Source organism: Pseudomonas sp. Seg1 (genome assembly GCF_018326005.1).
Classification (GTDB): domain Bacteria; phylum Pseudomonadota; class Gammaproteobacteria; order Pseudomonadales; family Pseudomonadaceae; genus Aquipseudomonas.
In genome coordinates, this window is record NZ_AP021903.1 from 870,001 (window position 1) to 894,483 (window position 24,483).

Annotated in this window: 18 protein-coding genes, 2 rRNA genes and 2 pseudogenes (1 of these 22 only partly in view); 12 read left to right on the forward strand and 10 right to left on the reverse strand. The window is 58.1% G+C overall.

Annotated features, from left to right (window positions below; genetic code table 11):
• From KI231_RS03690 to yfiB, 8 genes are all read left to right on the forward strand, one after another.
• Positions 1–2,472: ribosomal RNA gene (locus tag KI231_RS03690) — 23S ribosomal RNA — on the forward strand; it begins 422 nt to the left of the window's first position.
• Between the two features lie 156 nt (positions 2,473–2,628).
• Positions 2,629–2,744: ribosomal RNA gene (rrf, locus tag KI231_RS03695) — 5S ribosomal RNA — on the forward strand.
• Positions 2,745–2,898: 154 nt separating this feature from the next.
• Positions 2,899–6,351 carry an exodeoxyribonuclease V subunit gamma gene (recC, locus tag KI231_RS03700; RefSeq protein WP_213028736.1) on the forward strand — a complete coding sequence of 1,151 codons (3,453 nt, stop codon included), beginning with the start codon at positions 2,899–2,901 and terminating at the stop codon, positions 6,349–6,351.
• A complete protein-coding gene (gene recB, locus KI231_RS03705) occupies positions 6,348–10,037 on the forward strand; it encodes an exodeoxyribonuclease V subunit beta (RefSeq protein ID WP_213027475.1) in 3,690 nt (1,229 codons plus the stop codon). Before recC ends, recB begins: the two co-directional genes overlap by 4 nt.
• Complete coding sequence (gene recD / locus KI231_RS03710) at positions 10,034–12,142, forward strand: exodeoxyribonuclease V subunit alpha (protein ID WP_213027476.1); 2,109 nt, start codon at positions 10,034–10,036, stop codon at positions 12,140–12,142. Before recB ends, recD begins: the two co-directional genes overlap by 4 nt.
• Before the next feature lie 119 nt (positions 12,143–12,261).
• Entirely contained in the window at positions 12,262–12,837 is a 576-nt protein-coding gene (yfiR, locus tag KI231_RS03715; RefSeq protein WP_213027477.1) for a regulatory sequestration protein YfiR, read from the forward strand.
• Positions 12,834–14,102, forward strand: a complete 1,269-nt coding sequence (dgcN, locus tag KI231_RS03720) for a diguanylate cyclase DgcN/YfiN (protein ID WP_213027478.1) — start codon at positions 12,834–12,836, stop codon at positions 14,100–14,102. Before yfiR ends, dgcN begins: the two co-directional genes overlap by 4 nt.
• A gap of 5 nt (positions 14,103–14,107) precedes the next feature.
• Positions 14,108–14,602, forward strand: a complete 495-nt coding sequence (gene yfiB / locus KI231_RS03725) for an outer membrane lipoprotein YfiB (protein WP_103303274.1) — start codon at positions 14,108–14,110, stop codon at positions 14,600–14,602.
• On the opposite strand, the pseudogene KI231_RS30270 reads toward yfiB, so the two are convergent.
• The 5 genes and pseudogenes from KI231_RS30270 to KI231_RS03745 form a co-directional block, all read right to left on the reverse strand.
• Positions 14,599–14,700 (reverse strand): annotated as a pseudogene (locus KI231_RS30270) (LysR family transcriptional regulator); the annotation flags it as partial. The gene yfiB and the pseudogene KI231_RS30270 overlap by 4 nt on opposite strands.
• A gap of 6 nt (positions 14,701–14,706) precedes the next feature.
• Positions 14,707–15,183 (reverse strand): bacteriocin immunity protein, encoded by a 477-nt coding sequence (locus tag KI231_RS03730; protein ID WP_103303273.1) that lies wholly within the window; start codon positions 15,181–15,183, stop codon positions 14,707–14,709.
• A gap of 65 nt (positions 15,184–15,248) precedes the next feature.
• On the reverse strand, positions 15,249–15,476 hold the full coding sequence (locus KI231_RS03735) for a DUF7683 domain-containing protein (RefSeq protein ID WP_349306218.1): 228 nt from the start codon (positions 15,474–15,476) through the stop codon (positions 15,249–15,251).
• A pseudogene (locus KI231_RS03740) lies at positions 15,473–15,646 on the reverse strand (colicin E3/pyocin S6 family cytotoxin); the annotation flags it as partial. The pseudogene KI231_RS03740 and the gene KI231_RS03735, both read right to left, overlap by 4 nt.
• Positions 15,647–15,796: 150 nt before the next feature.
• Positions 15,797–16,744, reverse strand: coding sequence for a LysR family transcriptional regulator (locus tag KI231_RS03745; RefSeq protein WP_103303272.1), 948 nt, complete (start codon positions 16,742–16,744; stop codon positions 15,797–15,799).
• A gap of 149 nt (positions 16,745–16,893) precedes the next feature.
• Between KI231_RS03745 and KI231_RS03750 the strand changes: the two genes are divergently transcribed.
• Both KI231_RS03750 and mmsB read left to right on the forward strand, forming a co-directional pair.
• Positions 16,894–18,420 (forward strand): CoA-acylating methylmalonate-semialdehyde dehydrogenase, encoded by a 1,527-nt coding sequence (locus KI231_RS03750; protein WP_213027479.1) that lies wholly within the window; start codon positions 16,894–16,896, stop codon positions 18,418–18,420.
• Between the two features lie 10 nt (positions 18,421–18,430).
• Positions 18,431–19,318, forward strand: coding sequence for a 3-hydroxyisobutyrate dehydrogenase (gene mmsB / locus KI231_RS03755; RefSeq protein ID WP_213027480.1), 888 nt, complete (start codon positions 18,431–18,433; stop codon positions 19,316–19,318).
• 257 nt (positions 19,319–19,575) lie between these two features.
• Here mmsB and KI231_RS03760 read toward each other — a convergent pair whose 3' ends face one another.
• From KI231_RS03760 to KI231_RS03775, 4 genes are all read right to left on the reverse strand, one after another.
• Entirely contained in the window at positions 19,576–19,926 is a 351-nt protein-coding gene (locus tag KI231_RS03760; protein ID WP_103303269.1) for a cupin domain-containing protein, read from the reverse strand.
• A 108-nt stretch (positions 19,927–20,034) separates the two neighbouring features.
• Positions 20,035–20,406: a MerR family transcriptional regulator gene (locus KI231_RS03765; RefSeq protein ID WP_213027481.1), complete on the reverse strand. Its 372-nt coding sequence runs from the start codon at positions 20,404–20,406 to the stop codon at positions 20,035–20,037.
• A 47-nt stretch (positions 20,407–20,453) separates the two neighbouring features.
• The gene (locus KI231_RS03770) at positions 20,454–21,029 is read right to left on the reverse strand and encodes an NAD(P)H-dependent oxidoreductase (protein WP_213027482.1); all 576 of its coding nucleotides are present in this window, start codon (positions 21,027–21,029) and stop codon (positions 20,454–20,456) included.
• Between the two features lie 44 nt (positions 21,030–21,073).
• Positions 21,074–21,955, reverse strand: a complete 882-nt coding sequence (locus tag KI231_RS03775; protein ID WP_213027483.1) for a LysR substrate-binding domain-containing protein — start codon at positions 21,953–21,955, stop codon at positions 21,074–21,076.
• A 547-nt stretch (positions 21,956–22,502) separates the two neighbouring features.
• On the opposite strand from KI231_RS03775, the gene KI231_RS03780 reads away from it, so the two are divergent.
• Entirely contained in the window at positions 22,503–23,267 is a 765-nt protein-coding gene (locus KI231_RS03780) for a sulfite exporter TauE/SafE family protein (protein WP_213027484.1), read from the forward strand.
• Here KI231_RS03780 and KI231_RS03785 read toward each other — a convergent pair.
• A complete protein-coding gene (locus KI231_RS03785) occupies positions 23,257–23,571 on the reverse strand; it encodes a putative quinol monooxygenase (RefSeq protein WP_213027485.1) in 315 nt (104 codons plus the stop codon). The genes KI231_RS03780 and KI231_RS03785 overlap by 11 nt on opposite strands.
• Positions 23,572–23,756: 185 nt before the next feature.
• Here KI231_RS03785 and mdaB point away from each other — a divergent pair, with 185 nt between their 5' ends.
• Positions 23,757–24,347 (forward strand): NADPH:quinone oxidoreductase MdaB, encoded by a 591-nt coding sequence (mdaB, locus tag KI231_RS03790; RefSeq protein ID WP_213027486.1) that lies wholly within the window; start codon positions 23,757–23,759, stop codon positions 24,345–24,347.
• The last annotated feature ends 136 nt before the right edge of the window (positions 24,348–24,483 follow it).

Below are 24,483 nucleotides of genomic sequence, written 5' to 3' on the forward strand. Positions count from 1 at the left end.
ACTACTGACTGACCGATAGTGAACTAGTACCGTGAGGGAAAGGCGAAAAGAACCCCGGAGAGGGGAGTGAAATAGATCCTGAAACCGTATGCGTACAAGCAGTGGGAGCAGACTTTGTTCTGTGACTGCGTACCTTTTGTATAATGGGTCAGCGACTTATTTTCAGTGGCGAGCTTAACCGAATAGGGGAGGCGTAGCGAAAGCGAGTCTTAATAGGGCGTCTAGTCGCTGGGAATAGACCCGAAACCGGGCGATCTATCCATGGGCAGGTTGAAGGTTGGGTAACACTAACTGGAGGACCGAACCGACTACCGTTGAAAAGTTAGCGGATGACCTGTGGATCGGAGTGAAAGGCTAATCAAGCTCGGAGATAGCTGGTTCTCCTCGAAAGCTATTTAGGTAGCGCCTCATGTATCACTGTAGGGGGTAGAGCACTGTTTCGGCTAGGGGGTCATCCCGACTTACCAAACCGATGCAAACTCCGAATACCTACAAGTGCCGAGCATGGGAGACACACGGCGGGTGCTAACGTCCGTCGTGAAAAGGGAAACAACCCAGACCGTCAGCTAAGGTCCCAAAGTTATGGTTAAGTGGGAAACGATGTGGGAAGGCTTAGACAGCTAGGAGGTTGGCTTAGAAGCAGCCACCCTTTAAAGAAAGCGTAATAGCTCACTAGTCGAGTCGGCCTGCGCGGAAGATGTAACGGGGCTCAAACCATACACCGAAGCTACGGGTATCATCTTCGGATGATGCGGTAGAGGAGCGTTCTGTAAGCCTGTGAAGGTGAGTTGAGAAGCTTGCTGGAGGTATCAGAAGTGCGAATGCTGACATGAGTAACGACAATGGGTGTGAAAAACACCCACGCCGAAAGACCAAGGTTTCCTGCGCAACGTTAATCGACGCAGGGTTAGTCGGTCCCTAAGGCGAGGCTGAAAAGCGTAGTCGATGGAAAACAGGTTAATATTCCTGTACTTCTGGTTATTGCGATGGAGGGACGGAGAAGGCTAGGCCAGCTTGGCGTTGGTTGTCCAAGTTTAAGGTGGTAGGCTGAGATCTTAGGTAAATCCGGGATCTTAAGGCCGAGAGCTGATGACGAGTTATCTTTTAGATGACGAAGTGGTTGATGCCATGCTTCCAAGAAAAGCTTCTAAGCTTCAGGTAACCAGGAACCGTACCCCAAACCGACACAGGTGGTTGGGTAGAGAATACCAAGGCGCTTGAGAGAACTCGGGTGAAGGAACTAGGCAAAATGGCACCGTAACTTCGGGAGAAGGTGCGCCGGTGAGGGTGAAGGACTTGCTCCGTAAGCTCATGCCGGTCGAAGATACCAGGCCGCTGCGACTGTTTATTAAAAACACAGCACTCTGCAAACACGAAAGTGGACGTATAGGGTGTGACGCCTGCCCGGTGCCGGAAGGTTAATTGATGGGGTTAGCTAACGCGAAGCTCTTGATCGAAGCCCCGGTAAACGGCGGCCGTAACTATAACGGTCCTAAGGTAGCGAAATTCCTTGTCGGGTAAGTTCCGACCTGCACGAATGGCGTAACGATGGCGGCGCTGTCTCCACCCGAGACTCAGTGAAATTGAAATCGCTGTGAAGATGCAGTGTATCCGCGGCTAGACGGAAAGACCCCGTGAACCTTTACTATAGCTTTGCACTGGACTTTGAATTTGCTTGTGTAGGATAGGTGGGAGGCTTTGAAGCGTGGACGCCAGTTCGCGTGGAGCCATCCTTGAAATACCACCCTGGCAACTTTGAGGTTCTAACTCAGGTCCGTTATCCGGATCGAGGACAGTGTATGGTGGGTAGTTTGACTGGGGCGGTCTCCTCCTAAAGAGTAACGGAGGAGTACGAAGGTGCGCTCAGACCGGTCGGAAATCGGTCGTAGAGTATAAAGGCAAAAGCGCGCTTGACTGCGAGACAGACACGTCGAGCAGGTACGAAAGTAGGTCTTAGTGATCCGGTGGTTCTGTATGGAAGGGCCATCGCTCAACGGATAAAAGGTACTCCGGGGATAACAGGCTGATACCGCCCAAGAGTTCATATCGACGGCGGTGTTTGGCACCTCGATGTCGGCTCATCACATCCTGGGGCTGAAGCCGGTCCCAAGGGTATGGCTGTTCGCCATTTAAAGTGGTACGCGAGCTGGGTTTAGAACGTCGTGAGACAGTTCGGTCCCTATCTGCCGTGGACGTTTGAGATTTGAGAGGGGCTGCTCCTAGTACGAGAGGACCGGAGTGGACGAACCTCTGGTGTTCCGGTTGTCACGCCAGTGGCATTGCCGGGTAGCTATGTTCGGGAAAGATAACCGCTGAAAGCATCTAAGCGGGAAACTTGCCTCAAGATGAGATCTCACTGGAACCTTGAGTTCCCTGAAGGGCCGTCGAAGACTACGACGTTGATAGGTTGGGTGTGTAAGCGCTGTGAGGCGTTGAGCTAACCAATACTAATTGCCCGTGAGGCTTGACCATATAACACCCAAGCAATCTGTAGACTCAAAAGAGACCAGATTGCGGTGTGTGAAGACGAAACGAACCGAAAGTTCGATGTTCACAAAACACCGACAGCTGTCACATACCCAATTTGCTGAAGCGAGGCCATCTGGTCACGACTCAGTACCAGAATTTCTTGACGACCATAGAGCGTTGGAACCACCTGATCCCATCCCGAACTCAGCAGTGAAACGATGCATCGCCGATGGTAGTGTGGGGTTTCCCCATGTGAGAGTAGGTCATCGTCAAGATTAAATTCCGAAACCCCAATTGCGAAAGCAGTTGGGGTTTTGTTTTGCCCGCAGGAAAGTTCTTACAGCACTCATAGACGCCGTCCGGCTGTCATCATCTGCCGACAATGCTAAGGTTCTGACCTGGCTGTTTTTATTCTCCCAAGGAAGTCTTATGCCGGACGCCCAGTCCCTCAACGCTGCATTCATGGTGGTTCAGAGCAATAGCCTGGACGAACTGCGCAGCCTGGTGGTCAGCATAATGCGGCGCTATCCGCTGGCTCCCTTGGAGAACGAAATTGCCCTGGTGCAGAGCAATGGCATCGCGCAGTGGCTTAAATTGGCCTTGGCTGAAGATCCTGAGGAAAACGACCTCGGTGGTTGTGGTATCGCAGCGGCGATAGATGTTCAATTGCCCGGCAGTTTCATGTGGCAGCTCTACCGTATGGTTTTGGGCCGAGATGAAATTCCAGCCAAATCCCTGCTCGATAAAGCTCCGCTGACCTGGCGCCTCATGCGTCTGCTGCCTCAGGTCATCGACCGTCCGCATTTCGAACCGTTGCAACGCTTCCTCACTCACGACACCGACTTGCGCAAGCGCTATCAGCTATCCGAGCGCCTGGCGGATCTATTCGACCAATATCAGGTGTATCGAGCCGACTGGCTTGAGGATTGGGCGGAAGGTCGGCATCAACTGCGCAATGTCAGAGGCGAAGTAAAGCCACTACCGCCCACCAGTTGCTGGCAGGCTGAACTCTGGCGCGCGCTCCTGGAGGATGTAGGTGCAAAAGGTATGGCGCAAAGCCGCGCCGGTGTACATCAGCGATTTATCGAGCGCATCGGTAGCATCGAGCACGCACCTACCGGGCTGCCTTCGCGAGTGATCGTCTTCGGGATTTCTTCGCTTCCGGCTCAAGTACTTGAAGCTTTGGCTGGCCTCGCCCGGTTCAGCCAGGTTTTGCTGTGTGTGCACAACCCATGTCGGCATCACTGGGCCGACATCGTTGCGGACAAGGATTTGCTGCGTCACCAATACAAGCGGCAATCGCGCAAGAGCGGCATGCCTGTCGTACTTGATCCCGAGACAATGCATCAACACGCACATCCTCTATTGGCAGCATGGGGTAAGCAAGGCCGTGACTACATCAACCTGCTCGATAGCTATGACGACCCAAACAGCTATCGAGCGGCATTTCGCGATGGGCGTATCGACCTGTTCAGCGAAAATCAGCCGCATAACCTGCTCAATCAACTCCAGGACGACATTCTCGAATTGCGCCCACTCGAGGAGACCCGCGAGCATTGGCCGGCTGTTGATCTGGCACACGACAACTCGATCCGTTTTCACATCGCTCACAGCGCTCAACGCGAGGTGGAGATTCTCCATGATCAGCTGTTGGCACGTTTCAGTGCCAATCCGGATCTACGCCCTCGCGACGTGATCGTGATGGTGCCGGACATCGACAGCTATGCGCCGCATATCCGCGCGGTGTTTGGTCAGCTTGATCGATTTGATCCACGCTTTATTCCTTTCACATTGGCGGATCAGGGCCAACGCGGTCGTGATCCATTGCTGATTGCGGTTGAACACCTGCTCAAACTGCCGGACAGTCGTTTCCCTGTCAGTGAAATCCTCGACTTGCTCGACGTTCCCGCATTACGCGCTCGTTTCGGCATGGAGGAGCGTGACTTGCCGACGTTGCACCGCTGGATTGAAGGCGCTGGTGTGCGTTGGGGAATGAACGCGGAGCAGCGTGCCGGGCTAGGTCTGCCGGATGAACTGGAGCAGAACAGCTGGCATTTCGGTCTGCGACGAATGCTTCTTGGCTACGCTGTCGGCAGCTCGACTGACTGTGCGGGTATCGAGCCCTATGATGAAATCGGGGGACTGGATGCCGCATTGATCGGGCCATTGGTGGCCCTGCTCGATGCTCTGGAACTCGCACATCAGGAACTCACCCGGCCGGCACAGCCCAAGGAGTGGGGTCATCGGCTGCAAGCGTTGATGCAGCTGTTCTTTAAAGCCAGTAACGAACACGACGATTACTTGCTGACCCAGCTAGAAGAGCTTCGTGAAACCTGGCTGGAGACCTGCGAGGCTGTTGGCCTTGAGGATGAGTTGCCCCTGACTGTCGTTCGCGAGGCCTGGCTCGCCGGGCTGGATCAGGGCCGTTTGTCTCAACGCTTTCTTGCCGGCGCGGTGAACTTCTGCACGCTGATGCCCATGCGTGCCATTCCTTTCAAACTCGTTTGTTTGCTGGGTATGAACGACGGTGATTACCCCCGTGCACAACCGCCTCTCGATTTTGACCTGATGGGTAGCGACTATCGTCCGGGCGACCGTTCCCGGCGAGAGGATGATCGCTATCTGTTGCTCGAGGCGCTGCTGTCAGCACGTAATCAGCTCTATATCAGTTGGGTCGGGCGCAGCATTCGTGACAACAGCGAGAGGCCTGCTTCGGTGCTCATCGGCCAGTTACGCGATCACCTCGCCAGTGGTTGGCGATTGATCGATGACAGTCAGGATCTGTTGAGCGCCATGACTGAGGAGCATCCACTGCAACCCTTCAGTGCCCGCTATTTCCATGAGGGAGATCAACTGTTCAGCTATGCCAGCGAGTGGCAGGTTCTGCATCAACCTCATGAGCTACGAAACGAGGCAGAATTACTCGCCCCCTATGTACAAGAGGAACCGTTGAGTCTGGCTCTGTTGCAGGACTTTTTACGTAATCCGGTTCGGCATTTTTTTACCCAGAGACTCAAGGTCTACTTCGAAGCCGCCGATGCACCGCTGGCCGATGAAGAGCCTTTTGTACTCGACGCCCTGCAGCGATATACGCTCAGCGACAGCCTGCTAGAAGCCGCGCTCAGGCAGCCGGACAATGTCGAGCAAGCGCTCCAGGCTCAGGCGCGACGTCTGCAAAATAGCGGCCTGTTGCCAATGGCCGGATTCGGCGAGTGCCTGCAAAGGGAATTGATTGAGCCACTGCCGGACTTGCTACAACGCTATCAGCAACTACTGACGCTTTGGCCGACTCCGCTCGCCAGTGCCATCCCGATCAGTCTCGAGTTGCAGGGGTTGCGTCTTGAAGGATGGCTCTCGGGTTTGCATCAACGCGCTGACGGAGGCGTGTTGTCGGTCACGACCATTCCCAACAGCATCGGCTCGATCAAAAGCCGCAAATGGCATCGACTGATCAAACCCTGGGTCAATCATCTCGTGGCCTGCGCCAGCGGGCTCTCATTGACCACCGCATTGGTGGCCAGTGACGACACATTGCTGCTCGAGTCTATGGAGCAAGACAGAGCCGTTCGGTTTCTTGGCGACCTTCTTCTCGCCTGGCTGGCCGGCATGCGTCAGCCTCTGCCGATCGCAGTGAAGACCGCTTTTGCCTGGCTATCTCAGACCGATCCGCTCAAAGCTGAAGCGGCTGCTCGCAAAGCCTACGAAGGTGACGGACAGACCAGTGAAGGCGAACGCCGCGAAAGTCCGGCGCTGTCCCGCCAATTTGCCGACTTCGATGCATTACTCGCGGACGAAACATTTTCCGGTTGGTGCGATGCTCTTTATCGCCCTCTGGTGGAAGCGCCCTGGCGCTCATTGTCCAATGAAGGGGCGCGCGCATGAGTACGAAGACACCCCTTGCGCTGGCATTCCCTCTGCGTGGCAGCCAGTTGATCGAAGCCAGCGCCGGCACCGGCAAAACCTTCACCATTTCTGCGCTCTACCTACGCCTGATTCTTGGCCATGGCGGCGAATCGAACGGGTTCGCCCGCGAACTGTTGCCGCCGCAAATTCTTGTGGTGACGTTCACCGACGCGGCAACCAAGGAGCTGCGTGAGCGGATTCGCACGCGTCTTGCCGAGGCCGCGCGATTCTTCCGCGATGAGACGCCAGCGCCTGACGGATTGATTGCCGAACTACGAGATCAATTCGATCTTCAACAGTGGCCAGGTTGCGCCAACCGTCTGGACATCGCCGCACAGTGGATGGACGAGGCCGCGGTCTCCACCATCCACAGTTGGTGTCAGCGCATGTTGCGCGAACATGCTTTCGATAGCGGAAGTCTGTTTACCCAATCCCTCGAAACGGATCACAGCGATTTGCTCGGCGAAGTGCTGCGCGATTACTGGCGGCTGTTCTGTTACCCGATGCAGGGCGATGCGTTGAATTGGGTTCGCAGCAACTGGGGTGGACCTGCGGCGTTGCTGCCTCGGGTGCGAGGCTTGTTCGCCAGCGAGCGCGAGAGCGACGAAAGCAAGGCACCGGCGGAGTTGATCGATGATTGTCTGCAAGAGCGGCGCGCTGCGTTGATCGAATTGAAAATGCCGTGGCGGCAGTGGGCTGATGAGTTGCTTGCGATTTGTCATCAAGGTGTTGCGAGTAAAAGCGTCGATGGTCGCAAGATGCAGGCCCGCTACTTTGAGCCGTGGTTCGAAAAGCTCAAGAACTGGGCTGAAGACGAGTCCCTCGAACAACTGGACATCGGCACAGGATTCACTCGGCTGACGCCCGACGGAATGGCTGAAGCCTGGAAAGGCCAGGCTCCAACTCATCCGGGGCTGGACGCCATGCCGGGGCTCAAGTCGAGTCTCGATGCATTGCCAACCCCCGATGCTGCCGTACTGCAACACGCCGCCAAGTGGGTAGGTGCACGCTTCGAAGAAGAGAAACGCCGGCGTGCCGAGATGGGCTTCGACGACATGCTCTTGCGCCTGGATGCTGCGCTGCAGTCAGAGGGCGGCGAACGCCTTGCCACATTGATCCGCGAGCAATTCCCGGTTGCACTGATCGACGAGTTCCAGGACACCGACCCGGTGCAGTACCGGATCTTCGAGAGCATTTACCGCATCGAGGACAACAATCCGGACACCGGACTGTTTCTGATTGGCGACCCCAAACAGGCGATTTACGCGTTCCGTGGCGCAGACATCTATACCTACTTGCGTGCTCGCCAAGCCACCACCGGCCGACTGCATACCTTGGGTACCAACTTCCGTTCCAGCCATGGCATGGTGAAAGCGGTCAATCACGTGTTCGAGCGCGCCGAATCCCGTGAGCAGGGCCGCGGCGCGTTTTTGTTCCGGGAGAAGAACGGTGACAACCCGGTGCCCTTCCAGCCTGTCGAATCCCAGGGCCGTAAAGAAGAACTGCAGATTGCCGGGCAGGACGTCGCGGCGCTGAATGTCTGGCACTTGTCCACCGATCAGCCGCTGTCAGGCGCGGTCTATCGCCAGCAATTGGCGGCTGCATGTGCCAGCGAAATCACCGCGCTGCTCAATGGCGGGCAAAACGGTAGCGCCGGTTTTATTCAGGACGACAAGGCCTTCAAAGGCCTGCGACCTTCCGATATCGCAATCCTCGTCCGTGACGGAAAAGAAGCTCAGGCGGTGCGCGGTGAACTCGCCAATCGCGGGGTCCGCAGCGTTTATCTGTCCGACAAGGATTCGGTTTTCGCAGCTCAGGAGGCACACGACTTGTTGTCTTGGCTCAAGGCTTGCGCCGAGCCGGATGTCGAGCGTTCCCTGAAAGCCGCGCTGGCCTGCATCACCCTGAATTTGCCACTGGCTGAGCTGGAGCGTCTGAACCAGGACGAACTGGTCTGGGAAACCCGCGTCATGCAGTTCCGTGGTTATCGTGAACTATGGCGCAAACAAGGTGTGCTGCCGATGCTGCGGCGCCTGCTGCATGACTTCCGCTTGCCGCAGACCTTGATCGCCCGCAGCGACGGCGAGCGGGTGCTGACCAACCTTCTGCATCTGTCAGAGCTGATGCAACAAGCCGCTGCCGAACTGGACGGCGAGCAAGCGCTGATCCGTCATCTGGCGGAACTGCTGGCGTTGTCAGGTCAGGCCGGTGAAGAGCAGATTCTGCGTCTGGAAAGCGACGAGCAACTGGTCAAGGTCGTGACCATTCACAAATCCAAAGGCCTCGAATATCCACTGGTGTTCCTGCCCTTCATCTGTTCAGCAAAACCGGTGGATGGCAGCCGATTGCCGCTGCATTATCACGACGCTTCGGGCAAAGCCCAGGTGAGCCTGAGGCCCACCGCCGAACTGATTGCGCAAGCCGACGATGAGCGTCTGGCCGAAGACCTGCGCCTGCTTTATGTCGCCCTGACCCGCGCCCAGCATGCTTGCTGGCTGGGGGTGACGGATCTCAAACGCGGCAATAACAACAGCTCGGTGCTGCACCTTTCTGCCCTTGGCTACTTGCTCGGTGGAGGCGCCTCTCTGGGTGAGTCCATCGCCCTTGATCGTTGGCTGCAAGACCTGCAACAAGATTGTCCTGCCATCTGCATCGGTGAAATGCCGCAACCCACCGACGAGCACTATCAGCCACCGCGTAATGACGCCATCCTCAGTGCCACTCTGCTGCCCAAGCGCAAAGCCAGCGAAAACTGGTGGATCGCGTCTTACAGTGCGCTGCGTATCAGCGACGTATTGAGTGTTGGCAGTGATGAAGCACCGGACAGTCCTCAAGCACAAAAGCTTTTCGATGACGAACGTCTCGACCCCGACGCTCCACGAGAAATCATTACCGGTGGCGCCGACATCCATCGTTTCCCGCGTGGCCCCAATCCCGGAACGTTTCTCCATGGTTTGCTGGAATGGGCGGGTGACGACGGTTTCGCTGTTACCCGTGAGGCATTGGAAGACGCGATTGCCCGGCGCTGTAATCTGCGCGGTTGGGAAGGCTGGATCATCACTCTAAGTGACTGGTTGCAGCATTTGCTCCAATTACCGCTGCCGATCGGTGACAGCCAGCCGCCGGTCATTCTGGAGCAACTGAAACAGTACCGGGTGGAGATGGAGTTCTGGTTCGCCAGTCACAAAGTCGACGTACTCAAACTCGATGAACTGGTGCGGCAATACACGCACAACGGCGTGGCTCGGGTAGCCGCAGAGCCGGTGCAGCTCAATGGCATGTTCAAAGGCTTCATCGACCTGACTTTCGAGCACGACGGCCGCTATTACGTGGCGGACTACAAATCCAACTGGCTGGGCACCGATGACCTGGCCTACACCGAGCAGGCCATGGAACAGTCGATCCTCGATAATCGCTACGACTTGCAATATGTGCTGTACCTGTTGGCGTTGCATCGCCAGCTCAAGGCACGGTTGCCCGACTACGATTACGAACGGCATGTCGGTGGCGCGCTGTACCTGTTTCTGCGCGGCACCCGCGCAGCCAGTCGCGGTGCTTACTTTGTGCGACCTCCGCGCGAGTTGATCGAGCGTCTGGACCGGATGTTCCAGGGCAAACCTGAACCCAAGGCCGAGCCCTTGTGGGAACAGGGAGTCTTGTTATGAGCCGCACCCTGGACGATCTGCTGCCGACACCGCTGGCTGCCGACAGCCTGTCGACACTCGCGCCCCTGACCCGCGCCGATGATTTGCTTGTGCTGCTCACCCGTTGGGTCGAGCGTGGCTGGCTGCGTGCCCTGGACAAAGCATTCGTAGCATTCCTCCATGAGCTTGAGCCTGGTACTGATCCATTGGTGCTGCTCGCCGCCGCGCTCACCAGCCATCAACTCGGTCATGGGCATGTCTGCCTGGATCTGTTCGAAACCCTCAAGGCTCCGGATTTTGCCCTGTCGCTACCGCCCGAAGGCGATGTGCAGGGCGGGGTGTTGCTGTTGCCCTCGCAATTGCTTGATGCCCTCGAAGGTGCGCATTGGTGCAAGGTTCTGGCGGCGAGCGCGTTGGTTGCATTGTCGGCTGACGGCAGTGATTCGGCGCAGCGACGGCCATTGGTGTTGTCCGGGAAGCGTCTGTACCTGAGACGCTACTGGGCCTATGAGCGCCGCATCGATCTCGCCTTGCGCCAGCGTCTCGCACAGCGCGAGGCGACCCCGGATGATCTGCCGCAGCGGTTGAATGAGTTGTTTGGCTCGGCGAAATCCGGCGATGTGATCGACTGGCAAAAACTCGCCTGTGCCATCGCCACGCGTGGCACCTTCAGCATCGTCACGGGTGGCCCGGGCACCGGCAAAACCACGACGGTGGTGCGTTTGCTCGCGCTGCTTCAGGCGCCGGCGGTGGAGGCTGGCCATCCACTGCGCATTCGCCTGGCGGCGCCGACCGGCAAAGCCGCGGCGCGGTTGACCGAGTCCATCAGCCAGCAAGTGCAATCGCTGACCGTCACCGAAGACGTACGGGCGAAAATTCCCTGCGACGTGACCACCGTGCATCGTTTGCTCGGCAGTCGCCCTGGCACTCGACACTTTCGACACCATGCCGGCAATCGCTTGCCTCTGGATGTGCTGGTGGTCGATGAAGCATCGATGATCGATCTGGAAATGATGGCGAATCTGCTCGACGCCTTGCCGCCCCACGCGCGTTTGGTATTGCTCGGTGACAAGGATCAACTGGCCTCCGTGGAGGCCGGTGCGGTACTGGGTGATCTGTGTCGCGACGCCGAGAGTGGATGGTACAACCCGAAGACCCGCCAGTGGCTGGAGTCGGTCAGCGGTGAAACCTTGCAGGGCAGCGGTTTGTGTGAAGACATCGACGACACTCATCCACTGGCGCAACAAGTGGTGATGTTGCGTCACTCACGGCGTTTCGGCGAGGGTAGCGGGATCGGCCAACTCGCGCGCCGGGTCAATCAGCAATTGCCGGATGAGGCGCGCCAGTTGCTGTCGGCGGGGCACTATGACGATGTGTATTCGTTGCCGCTCAAGGGCGAGCACCACCACAAGCTGGAGCGACTGTTGCTTGAGGGACATGGCGATGGCCCACAAGGTTATCGGCATTATCTGAGTGTGCTGCGCGATCAGCGCCCACCGCCCGGCCGGCCGCTCGAACATCCGGACTGGATCACGTGGGCCCGGGAAGTCCTGCAAGCGTTCGACACCTTTCAGCTGTTGTGTGCGGTGCGCAAGGGGCCGTGGGGTGTGGAAGGTTTGAACCTGCGTATTACCGCCGCTTTGCTCAAGGCCCGACTGATCGACAATGACCAGCAATGGTACGAGGGCCGGCCGGTGCTGATGACGCGCAATGACTACGGCCTGGGTTTGATGAATGGCGATATCGGTATTGCCTTGAAGCTGCCTGAGCGCGAAGGACCCGATGCCGGCAAACCGGTGCTGCGTGTAGCTTTCCCGCGCAATGATGGCCGGGGCGGGGTGCGTTTCGTGTTGCCGAGTCGGCTCAACGATGTCGAAACCGTGTACGCCATGACGGTGCACAAATCCCAGGGCTCGGAATTTGCCCACACCGCGTTGATCCTTCCGGATGCCCTGAATCCAGTGCTGACCAAGGAGCTGATTTACACCGGCATCACCCGGGCCAAGCACTGGTTCACCCTGATTGAGCCGCGAGCTGGGGTGTTCGAAGAAGCCGTGCAACGCAAGGTTAAGCGCCTGAGCGGGTTGATGCTGGAACTGGAAGAGGGTGCTGAGCCCCGAGGGTGAAAAAATAAGCGATTGATGGCAGTTACTGACCAGCCAGTCAGGAGTCACTGTCTCGCTGGTGATTCAGCGCTGTGCTATCGTTGCGGCATCATTTCGCTACGATCCAAGAGAATCCCTGCATGAAGGTGGCTGTCTGGGCGACAGAGCGCGTGTTTCGCTGCAAGCGCGCAGTGCTTGTCGGTCTGCTCTGTGCGCTGGCGGGCATGGCCGTCGCGCAGCCGCAACCGCCGCCGGGCATGGCTGAGCAACGCGCTCAAGCTGTCACCAAAGTTGTTCTGGGCATTCTCAGCTACGCGCGCTGGCCGGTGGAACCTGCGCAGTTGCGCCTGTGTATCGTCGGTCCTACCGAGTACACCGACGATCTGGTCAAAGGCACGACCCAGGCCACTGGCCGACCCGTCACCGTGCGCCGCCTGCTGGCAGATAACCCGGTCATCGTCAGTGAGTGCGATGCGGTGTACATCGGCAAACTCACAACGGATGAGCGCAGCCGCCTGTTCACCTCGCTGATCGGCCATCCGGTGCTGAGCATCAGCGAGGGCGGTGATCAATGCACGGTGGGCAGTCTGTTTTGCCTGCGGGTTGGCGACGATCAAGTGTCTTTTGAAGTCAATCTCGACTCCGTCGCCCGCAGTGGCGTACGCATTCACCCAAGCGTCCTGCAATTGTCGCGTCGCAAACCGGCGGCGCCATGAAACTGTTCAGTTCGAAAGTTCGCCCCACGCTGGGCTCGGTGATTGGTCGCGGCAACTTGATTGTGGCGCTGGTGGCCGTGACGATGGCCAGCGTCTCGCTGACCCTGCTGGGTGTTCTGGCGCTGCGGGTTTACGCCGATCACAACTTGCACCTGATTGCCCGCTCGATCAGTTACACCGTTGAAGCGGCGGTGGTGTTCAACGACAAGGCTGCCGCCACTGAGTCGCTGGCGCTGATTGCTTCCACTGAAGAAGTGGCGGACGTCCAGGTGCTGGACGCTCAAGGCCAGTTGCTCGCACGCTGGCAACGACCGGAAAACGGCTTTTTCTCCGGGTTGGAAATGCAGATCACCCGTGCCGTTCTGGAAAAGCCGATCGACCTGCCGATCCTGCATCAGGACCGTGAAATCGGGCGCGTTCTGCTGATGGGCCATGGTGGCAGCCTGATGAGCTTTCTGCTCAGTGGTCTGGCGGGGATTATCCTCTGTACCGCGATCAGTGCCTGGGTCGCGCTCTCTCTGGCTCGGCGCCAGTTGCGCGGCATCATTGGCCCGCTGCACAAACTCGCTGCCGTCGCCCATGCCGCGCGCAGCGAGCGAGCGCTGGATCGTCGCGTACCGCCGGCGCAGATCGCCGAACTCGACAATCTCGGCAACGACTTCAACGCCCTGCTCGACGAACTGGAGTCGTGGCAAACCCATCTGCAGAACGAAAACGAAACGCTCGCCCACCAGGCTAGTCACGACAGCCTGACCGGGTTGCCGAATCGCGCCTTTTTCGAGGGCCGATTGATCCGCGCCCTGCGCAACGCCAGCAAACTTCACGAGCGCGTGGCGGTGCTGTTTCTCGACAGTGATCGTTTCAAAGGCATCAACGATAACTTCGGCCACGCCGCCGGGGACGCGGTGCTGGTGGCAGTCGCTAACCGAGTGCGCGCCCAGTTGCGTGAGGAGGATCTGGTCGCGCGGCTCGGCGGTGACGAGTTCGCCGTGTTGCTGACCCCCTTGCACAAGATCGAAGACGCCGAGCGCATCGCCGACAAGATTCTCGCCAGCATGGACGTGCCCATCGCGCTGCCGGGGGACACCAGTGTCGTGACGTCGCTCAGTATCGGCATCGCCGTTTACCCCGATCATGGCGCCACGCCAGGTGCGTTGCTCGATGCCGCCGATGCGGCGATGTATCAAGCCAAGCGTTTGTCACGCGGCGCCCAATTCACGGCCGGGTCGGAGCACCCGGTCGATCCCGTTCAAACCAGGAGCTGATTCCCGTGTTCACACTGCCCATTCGAATTTTTTCCATCCTGCTGTTGATGGTCACACTGACCCTGACCGGTTGCCAGACTGCCCCGCAAAAAGGTCTGACTCCTGCGCAAATTGCCGTGCTCAAGCAGCAAGGTTTTGAGTTGACCGACGAAGGCTGGGAGTTCGGCCTGTCGGGCAAAGTGCTGTTCGGCAGCGATGTCGAAAGCCTGAACAATCAAAGCACCGAGATCGTCGAGCGCATCGGCAAGGCGCTGCTCAATGTCGGCATCGAACGAGTGCGGGTCGATGGCCACACCGATGCATCGGGCAAGGAAAGCTACAACCAGCAACTGTCCCTGCGCCGGGCCAAAAGCGTGGCCAAAGTGCTGGGCACGGTTGGCATGAAGCCAGAAAACATTCAGCTGCAAGGCCTCGGCAGCAAAGAACCGGTGGCCTCCAACGACACGGCGGCGGGCCGCACGGAAAACCGCCGCGTCGCGATTGTGGTCAGCGCCGACTAGTCAGCAAACCGCATTTCTCGGGTCTGCCCCATCAGCAGGCCCTGATTGCGCTCGGTCACCTCCCGGATGTAATCCCACAACAGGGTGATGTGTGCGAGTCATGATTACGGCACGACATCTTTGTCTTTCAACGCAATTTCTACCACCTGCTCTGGCGATAGTCTCTGCGAGTAATTCATATCGCCAAAGTATTCGTCTGGCCAAAAAATCAAATCGGATACGCGTTCATTGGGTATGTTGATTGCCAGCATGTTCAACCAAAAATCGATGTCATGTTCGGCCCCATCGCACTCCATCACCCTTCGGGCCATTTCTATAAGCTCACACTTCGTAACCTCTGCCACGCGTCGTTCATACGGTGTTGCTAAGATCTTGCGAACCCATGTGTCATGGTCTTGGCCTCCATAAATGCCCTGAAAGTCGATGTGCTCAAGCTCGGTCATGGCCTCTCGATTGAACGCGGCCAACTGCTCCCGAGTTTGTTCGGGATGTCCGCAATCAATTTGTTCAGAAAGGTTCGTCAGCCGAGCGACCAAAGATTCATCCAGCATCGGCGGCATTAAATCAGGGCGAAGCTCCATACGTTCTCTCACAATCCATTCGTTAGTCTTTGAGTCCCGGCAAGCCCTGAGCGGTGCAGGTCAGCTCAAATTGCAGGTGAGCTGGAAGATACAACCCGGGTCGAAATTCGCCTGCCTGCTAAAACCTCAATGGCTGCGAGCTGTGCGAGGCTAAGGTTATAACCCTCATCTCCGCGTTGAGGTGAAGACCAGTTCATGATTTCAGCTAACAGAACATCACACCCATTCGGAAGGTCGATCTCAAAAGCTAAAAATTCGGTTTCTTTGTCAAAAGCTTCAACGGTGTATTTCACCGTTCGACCTCGCGAGTCTTATTTGCGTCTTTAGTTTGCTGTCCAGTCTCGGGATCAAACTCCCCGAGGTGCTTGCCGCGCTTGTTGTACATCTCAACAGCTCCATGTTGGCTATCCCACTCAAGAATACTGCCATCCCTGGTTTTCCACCGTTTACGCAGACCCCCGCCAAACGTTGCCATGTGCTCATGCACTTCTCTGGATGAGGGCTTCGATGCGCTCCAGGGTGTTACAAGTCGCGTACCAACCACTGTTACAAAAGGGCTGGAAAAGCTTGCTGGCCTCGTGACGATGCCGAAGCCTGATTCCTTGAAAGCCTGTCAGTCAGCAAACTGCATCTCCCGCGTCTGCCCCATCAGCAGACCCTGATTACGCTCGGTCACCTCACGGATGTAATCCCACAACAACGTGATCCGCTTCAACTTGCGCAGGTCCTCCCGGCAGTACATCCAGAACTGTCGGGTGATGTCGATTTCCTCGGGCAACACCGGCAGCAGGCGTGGATCCTGCGCGGCGAGGAAACACGGCAAAATCGCCAGTGAACGCCCCTGCTGCGCCGCGACGAACTGCGCGATCACACTGGTGCTGCGCAAATGCGCGTTGGCGCCGGGCAGCACATTCGCCAAGTAGAGCAGCTCCGAGCTGAACGCCAGGTCATCCACATAACTGATGAATTGATGCTTGCTCAAGTCGGCCGGGCGGCGGATTGGTGGGTGTTGGTCGAGGTAATCCTGGGTGGCGTAGAGCTGCAAGCGGTAATCGCAGAGTTTGCAGCAGACGTAGGGGCCATGTTCCGGCCGTTCCAGCGCAATGACGATGTCGGCCTCGCGTTTGGACAGGCTGATGAAGTGCGGCAGCGGCAGGATATCCACCGAGATTGCCGGGTAGGCGTCGACGAAATGGCTCAATTGCGGCGTGATGAAAAAACTGCCGAAGCCTTCGGTGCAACCCATGCGCACATGCCCGGATAACGCCACGCCGGAGCCGGAAACCTGTTCGCAGGCCATGTGCAACGTGCTTTCAATCGACTCGGCATAGCCGAGCAAACGCTGGCCTTCGGTGGTCAGCACGAAGCCGCTGGTCCGCGACTTCTCGAACAGCAAGGTGCCTAACGCCGCTTCCAGTGAACTGATCCGCCGCGACACCGTGGTGTAGTCGACGGCCAGTCGTTTGGCGGCGGTGCTGGCCTTGCGGGTGCGGGCGACTTCGAGGAAAAACTTGAGGTCGTCCCAGTTCAGCGAACCTAGAGAGGTGATGTTTTTTTGCATGATGGACGGGCTTATATGTGCGTTCTTATTAGAAGTTTGCACATCTATACTCCAAAAACAGTCCGACAACCAATTCGTGACACACGCCTCATTTCAAGGCGAACCTTTCGCCTTGGCTCCTACGATAAAAACAAGTTTCGGAGACCAGCATGAACGCATCGCTTACGCCCAACGAAACCACGGTCCAGAAGGTCAAGCTGCTGATCAATGGCGAGTGGGTCGAGTCGCAAACCACTGAATGGCACGACATCGTCAACCCGGCCACCCAGCAAGTGCTGGCGAAAGTCCCGTTTGCCACCGCTGCTGAAGTCGATGCTGCCGTCAGCGCTGCGCAGCATGCGTTTCAGACCTGGAAACTGACTCCGATCGGCGCCCGCATGCGCATCATGCTCAAGCTGCAAGCGCTGATCCGCGAACACTCCAAGCGCATCGCCGTGGTGCTCAGCGCCGAGCAGGGCAAAACCATTGCCGACGCCGAGGGCGACATTTTCCGTGGCCTGGAAGTGGTCGAGCACGCCTGCTCCATCGGCACTCTGCAAATGGGCGAGTTCGCCGAAAACGTTGCCGGTGGCGTCGATACCTACACCTTGCGTCAGCCAATCGGCGTTTGCGCGGGGATCACGCCGTTCAACTTCCCGGCGATGATTCCGCTGTGGATGTTCCCTATGGCCATCGCCTGCGGCAACACTTTCGTATTGAAGCCGTCCGAACAGGATCCGCTGTCGACCATGCTGCTGGTGGAACTGGCCATCGAGGCTGGCGTCCCGGCGGGTGTGCTTAACGTGGTTCACGGTGGCAAAGACGTGGTTGATGGCCTGTGCACGCACAAGGACATCAAAGCCGTTTCGTTCGTCGGTTCGACCGCTGTTGGGACCCACGTCTACGACCTGGCCGGCAAGCACGGCAAGCGTGTGCAATCGATGATGGGCGCGAAGAACCACGCCGTGGTACTGCCAGACGCCAATCGCGAGCAAGCGCTCAACGCCCTGGTCGGTGCTGGTTTCGGCGCTGCCGGGCAACGTTGCATGGCCACTTCGGTGGTGGTGTTGGTCGGGGCGGCGAAACAATGGCTGCCGGACCTGAAAGCGCTGGCGCAGAAACTCAAGGTCAACGCCGGCAGCGAGCCGGGCACCGATGTCGGTCCGGTGATCTCGAAAAAGGCCAAGGCGCGGATTCTCGATCTGATCGAAAGCGGCATCAAGGAAGGCGCCAAGCTTGAACTGGACGGTCGCGACATCAGCGTGCCGGGTTACGAGCAAGGCAACTTCGTCGGCCCGACCCTATTCTCGGGCGTGACCACCGACATGCAGATCTACACCCAGGAAATCTTCGGCCCGGTGCTGGTAGTGCTGGAAGTCGACACCCTCGATCAGGCCATCGCACTGGTCAACGCCAACCCGTTCGGCAACGGCACAGGCCTGTTCACCCAGAGCGGTGCGGCAGCGCGTAAATTCCAGACTGAAATCGACGTTGGCCAGGTCGGCATCAATATTCCGATTCCAGTGCCGGTACCGTTCTTCAGCTTCACCGGTTCCCGTGGCTCGAAACTCGGCGACCTCGGCCCTTACGGCAAGCAAGTGGTGCAGTTCTACACCCAGACCAAAACGGTCACGGCGCGCTGGTTCGATGACGACAGCGTCAACGACGGCGTGAACACCACCATCAACCTGCGCTGAGGAACGTGCCATGAAAATCGCATTTATCGGTCTGGGCAACATGGGCGCGCCGATGGCGCGCAACCTGATCAAGGCCGGCCATTCGCTGAACCTGGTTGATCTGAACAAAACCGTGCTGGCGGAATTGGAACAACTGGGCGGCACCATTCGTTCGTCGGCTCGCGAAGCTGCCGAGGACGCCGAACTGGTGATCACCATGCTCCCGGCCGCCGTGCATGTACGCAGCGTCTGGTTAGGTGAAGACGGCGTACTCGCCGGCATCGGCAAAGGTGTGCCGGCAGTCGATTGCAGCACCATCGATCCGCAGACCGCACGCGATGTGGCTGCTGCAGCGGCGAAACAAGGCGTGGCCATGGCCGATGCGCCGGTCTCCGGCGGCACTGGCGGTGCCACCGCCGGGACACTGACCTTCATGGTCGGCGCCACCCCGGAACTGTTTGCCACCCTGCAACCGGTGCTGGCGCAAATGGGCCGCAATATTGTGCATTGCGGTGAAGTCGGCACCGGGCAGATCGCCAAGATCTGCAACAACCTGCTGCTGGCGATTTCGATGGTCGGTGTCAGTGAAGCGATGGCGCTGGGGGATGCGCTGGGGATCGACACCTCGGTGTTGGCCGGGATCATCAACAGCTCGACCGGGCGTTGCTGGAGTTCGGAAATGTATAACCCGTGGCCGGGTATCGTCGAAACGGCGCCAGCCTCGCGCGATTATACCGGCGGCTTCGGTGCCGAGTTGATGCTCAAGGATCTGGGGCTGGCGACGGAAGCTGCACGTCAGGCGCACCAACCGGTGGTGCTCGGCGCGGTGGCGCAGCAGTTGTATCAGGCGATGAGTCAGCGTGGCGATGGCGGCAAGGATTTTTCGGCGATCATCAACAGCTATCGCAAGCCGCAGTAACTAGGGTCAGCAATACTTTTGTGGCAGCTGGGATTTTGTGGTGAGGGGATTTATCCCCGATCGGCTGCGCAGCAGTCGTAAACCCTGAGCCCGCGTTTTGACTGACACGATGAAGGGGGCCGCTTCGCGTCCCATCGGGGATAAATCCCCTCGCCACAGGTTCTCTATTTCCACAGAAATCTGTGGGGTGTGCTGAACAAAATTGCAGTAGGTATTGCCGGGAAATCACGTCGGGTGATCTCCCGGCTTTTTTGCATTCAGGCAAACACGAAATACTTACGCACGGTCTCGACCACTTCCCACGTGCCTTTCATCCCCGGTTCAATCACGAAAATATCGCCGGCACGCAGGTGGATCGGCGCCATACCGTCCGGGGTGATCACGCAGTAGCCTTCCTGGAAATGGCAGTACTCCCACTTCACATATTCGACGCGCCACTTGCCCGGTGTGCAGATCCAGGTGCCCATGATCTTGCTGCCGTCTTCGCTGGTGTAGGCGTTGAGGTTGACGGTGTGCGGGTCGCCCTCAAGTTTTTCCCATTTACAGGCATCGAGTACCGGTAGCGGGTGGGTGTCGCGCAGAACGGTGATAGGGGCGGTCGCGGTCATGGGGGCTCCGGGCAGTGGACTTGAGGAATGAAGTCGCACCGTATAGCGCCCGGGCTCGGGTCAGTTGTCTGTGCTCGACATCGAAGTGCCCAGAAGCGCGCAAACCGCTTACAGATTTTCCAGCGGGCAAGTGACCCGGGCGTGCTCCAGGCTTGCCTCGAAGCCTTCCAGTTGCGCGTATTGGCGGATGAGCTCGGCCATGCTGTTGTTGATTTCGCGCTTCTTCGCTTCTATGGCCTGTTGCGCCAGCGCCCAGGGCATAGCCTCGCCGTGGTGATCAGCGAAGATCGCTTGCAACTCCTTGAGGCGAAAACCCATGTCTTTGGCGCATTTGATGAAGATCAGCAGTTCGACGCTCTGTTGGTCGTAGAGGCGGTAGTTGCCCTGACGCCGGGGTTTGGGCAGCAAGCCGATCGACTCATAGTGACGGATGCTTTTGATGGTGGTGCCGGAGCGTTGCGCGGCTTGGCCGATGTACATAAAAATCCTTTTTCAACGTGAAACAGCGCGGGGCATTATCGGCAGACTTACCGGCCGGCGATAGCCTGCGCCTGTTGCAACCAGGCTTGGCGTTGCTGCTCGGTGGAGCCAAGCACCGGGCCGAACGTCAGCGTACGCACGGGTTTGATTCCGCAGAATGCGAGTGTTGTCTGGCGCACCTCATTCAGTCCGGGCATGCGGTAGATCCAGCGGTAATACCAGGGCGGCGTGTCCATGGTCACCAGCAAATCTGCGGTGCGGCCCTTCAGCAGTTTGTCCGGGAACGCTTTGCCTTTACGGTATTTGAAAGCGAATCCCGGCAGCAGCACCCGATCAAAAAAACCTTTGAGCAGCGCCGGAATGCCGCCCCACCAGATCGGGTATACCAGCGTCAGATGTTCGGCCCAAAGGATGTCGGACTGTGCCGCACTCAAGTCGTTTTCCAGCGTCTGGATCTGTTGATAACCCTCGCGCAGCACCGGGTCGAAATCCATTTCGCCAAGCCGTAACTGACGCACTTCATGTCCGGCTTCTAGCGCTGATTGTGCATAGCGATCAGCGAGTGCGGCGCACAGGCTTGTCGCCGAAGGGTGGCCGAGAATCAGCAGAATGCGTTTGCCCATCGTCACTGTCCTTGCTGGAAAAAGCCAAGGATGAAGTCTGCCCCTTAGGGGAGAGTCAAGGCATGCAACAGTGCTTTGGCGTACCCCGGCAATGCGCTGAAATCTCTGGCACACAGCTTCAACGTGCGACGGGCCCAAGGCTCATCAAGGGCTACGCTTTTGAAGGCGCGTGATGGCCCGCGTTCAACGGCGGCCAACGGCACAATGGCGAGCCCGGCGCTACGGCCGACCATGCGCATCACGCTGTCGAAGCCATCCGCGCGGATGCGAATCTGCATGCGTGATCCGCTATTCAGCGCCTGCTCTTCGAGATAGATCGCCAGTGCGCTGTCGGCGCTCAGTCCTACAAACTCGTGGCGCAAGGCGTCGCTGAAACTGACTTTGGCGGCGTCGGACAATGGGTGGTCCAGCGGCAGAATCAGCACCAGTGGATCGTCGCGGAACGCTTGAGTCTGTAGGTCGCTGGTGTCGACCGCGTCAGACACAATCCCCAGATCCGCCGCACCCTGGCGCAAGGCGTGGGTGATACGTGCGCTGGGCAGCTCTTGCAGGTCGATGTCGAGATTGGGGTGGCTGCGCAAAAAGTCCGCGAGCACTTCCGGCAGGTATTCGGTGATCGCGGTGGTGTTGCACAGCAGGCGCACCTGACCTTTGACGCCTTTGGCGTAGTCCGCCAGATCCTGCTGCATGCGTTCGGTCTGCTGCAGGAGGATGCGCGCGTGGTGCGCCAGGGCCTTGCCGGCCGGTGTCGGGATGACGCCACGGCGGCCGCGCTGGAGAAAGTCGGTGCCCAGTGAGGCTTCCATCGCGCGGATTCTTGCGCTGGCGGCGGCGAGGGAGAGATGGCTGCGGGCAGCGCCGGCAGTGATGTTGCCGGTGTCGAGAATGTGCAGATAGAGGCGCAGGTCGGTGAGGTCGAAGTGCATGGGCAGCCTCTGGTTTTGTGGTTTATGGATAGGCCCTATCGCTGGCAAGCCAGCTCCCACAGGGTTTTGTGTGTACTCAGGTTTTGCATCCAACCCATAACCTGTGGGAGCTGGCTTGCCAGCGATGGGGCCAGTTGCCTCAATGAATTTCTCAACCTCTTCCACAAGATTTTGTGTGTACTCAGGTTTTGCATCCAACCCATAAACCTGTGGGAGCTGGCTTGCCAGCGATGGGGCCAGTTGCCTCAATGAATTTCTCAGCCTCTTCCACAGGGTTTTGTGTGTACTCAGGTTTTGAATCCAACCAAAAAACCTGTGGGAGCTGGCTTGCCAGCGATGGGGCCAATTGCCTCAATGAATTTCTCAGCCTCTTCCACAGGATTTTGTGTGTACTCAGGTTTTGAATCCAACCAAAAAACCTGTGGGAGCTGGCTTGCCAGCGATGGGGCCAGTTGCCTCAATGAATTTCTTAGCCTCTTGCATTGGCAGAGGCTGCCTCAGTATATGGCAGATTTTCAGTCAGCCCAGACTGGCGCACAGTAGCGCCATGAACGCATTCGCAGATTTCTACCAAAACCTCGGTCTGGCCCTGTCACTGCTGGTCATCGCCACCTTCGTCATGGCCGGTCTGGTCAAAGGCGTCATCGGCCTTGGCCTGCCCACGGTCGCCATGGGGTTGCTAGGTCTGGCTATGGCACCGTCGCAGGCAGCGGCGCTGCTGATCATTCCGGCAACGCTGACCAATATCTGGCAACTGGCCTTCGGCGGACATTTGAAAGAACTGATCCGGCGCCTGTGGCCCATGCTGCTGATGATCTTTCTCGGCACCGGCGTCGGCACTGTGTGGATCGGCATGGCGGGCGGGCACTGGGTAGTGCGCGGGCTGGGCACGGCGCTGTTGCTCTACGCGTTGAGCGGGTTATTCCTGCCGACGCTGCACGTTAAACCTCGCCATGAATCCTGGCTCGGTCCGGTCTGTGGCGTGATCACCGGCGTCATCACTTCCGCCACCGGCGTCTTTGTCATTCCCGCCGTGCCGTACCTGCAAGCGCTGGGCTTGAACCGTGATGAACTGGTGCAGGCGCTCGGCCTGTCCTTCACCGTTTCGACGCTGGCACTGGCTGGCGGTTTGCTCTGGCGCGGTGCGCTCGGTGGCGGCGAATTGAGCGCCTCGTTGCTGGCGCTGATTCCGGCAGTGCTCGGCATGTTGCTCGGCCAATGGCTGCGTCAGAGGATCAGCGCGGTGCTGTTCAAGCGCGTGTTCTTCATCGGCATGGGCGCGCTCGGCGCCCACTTGCTGATCAGCGGTTAGCCGACGACTCGCTGAGCATGTCGATGCGGCGGATATCAAAATCACGCTCCAGATACTCCATGCGCTGTTTGAAGAACTGCTTCATGTGCGGCAGATTCGAGTGCACATCCAGATGCGCCTGGCTTTCCCAGATCTCGTAGAAGATGAACAGCGACGGATCTTGCTGGTCGCGCAGCATGTGGTATTCGATGCAACCGGGCTCGGCGCGGCTAGGTTCGACGTAGGCGCGGAACAGCGCCTCGAAAGCCTCGGCTTTTTCCGGGCGAGTCTTGGCGTGCAGGATGAAACCGTGGCGTTCACTCATCGATAAAACTCCTCAAGTTCAGATGGCGACCCATCCTACGGCAACAATCCTGACTCGATTCGTGCGTTTTGATCAAATGTATTTTGCGCAATCGCCGCTTATTCCGCGCGAGACACAACGTTAATCTGCCGCCATTCAAACTTCCCATCTCTATCCAGCCCCAGTGGCTGCGCCGAGGCTTTCTCATGAAAAAAGTTTTGTTGCTCAACGGCGGTAAAAAATTCGCCCACTCCGACGGTCGCTATAACACCACCCTGCACGAAGCCGCACTGAGCGTGCTGGATCGTGGCGGTGTCGACGTGAAAACCACGTTCATCGACGAGGGTTACGACGTTGCTGAAGAAGTGGCGAAATTCCTCTGGGCCGACGTGATCATTTATCAAATGCCGGGCTGGTGGATGGGTGCGCCGTGGACGGTGAAAAAGTACCTCGACGAAGTCTTCACCGAAGGCCACGGCAGCCTCTACGCCAGCGATGGCCGCACCCGTTCCGACGCGTCGCAGAAGTACGGCAGCGGCGGGCTGATTCAGGGCAAGCAATACATGCTGTCGCTGACCTGGAACGCGCCGCAGCAGGCGTTTGATGACCCGACTGATTTCTTCGAAGCCAAAGGCGTGGACGCGGTGTACTTCCCGTTTCACAAGGCCAACGAATTTTTGGGCATGACTGCTTTGCCAACGTTCCTCTGTGTGGACGTGATGAAGCGTCCGAACATTGAGAACGATGTAGCGCGGTATGAGCAGCATCTGAAAGATGTGTTCGCTCTCAAGGCTTGAGGTGCTTTCCTCTGCCAAATGGATTTATCTGTGGTGAGGGGATTTATCTGTGGTGAGGGGATTTATCCCCGATGGGTCGCGTAGCGGCCCCGCTCTTGATCCTGAAAAAGAAGGGGCCTGCTGCGCAGTCCATCGG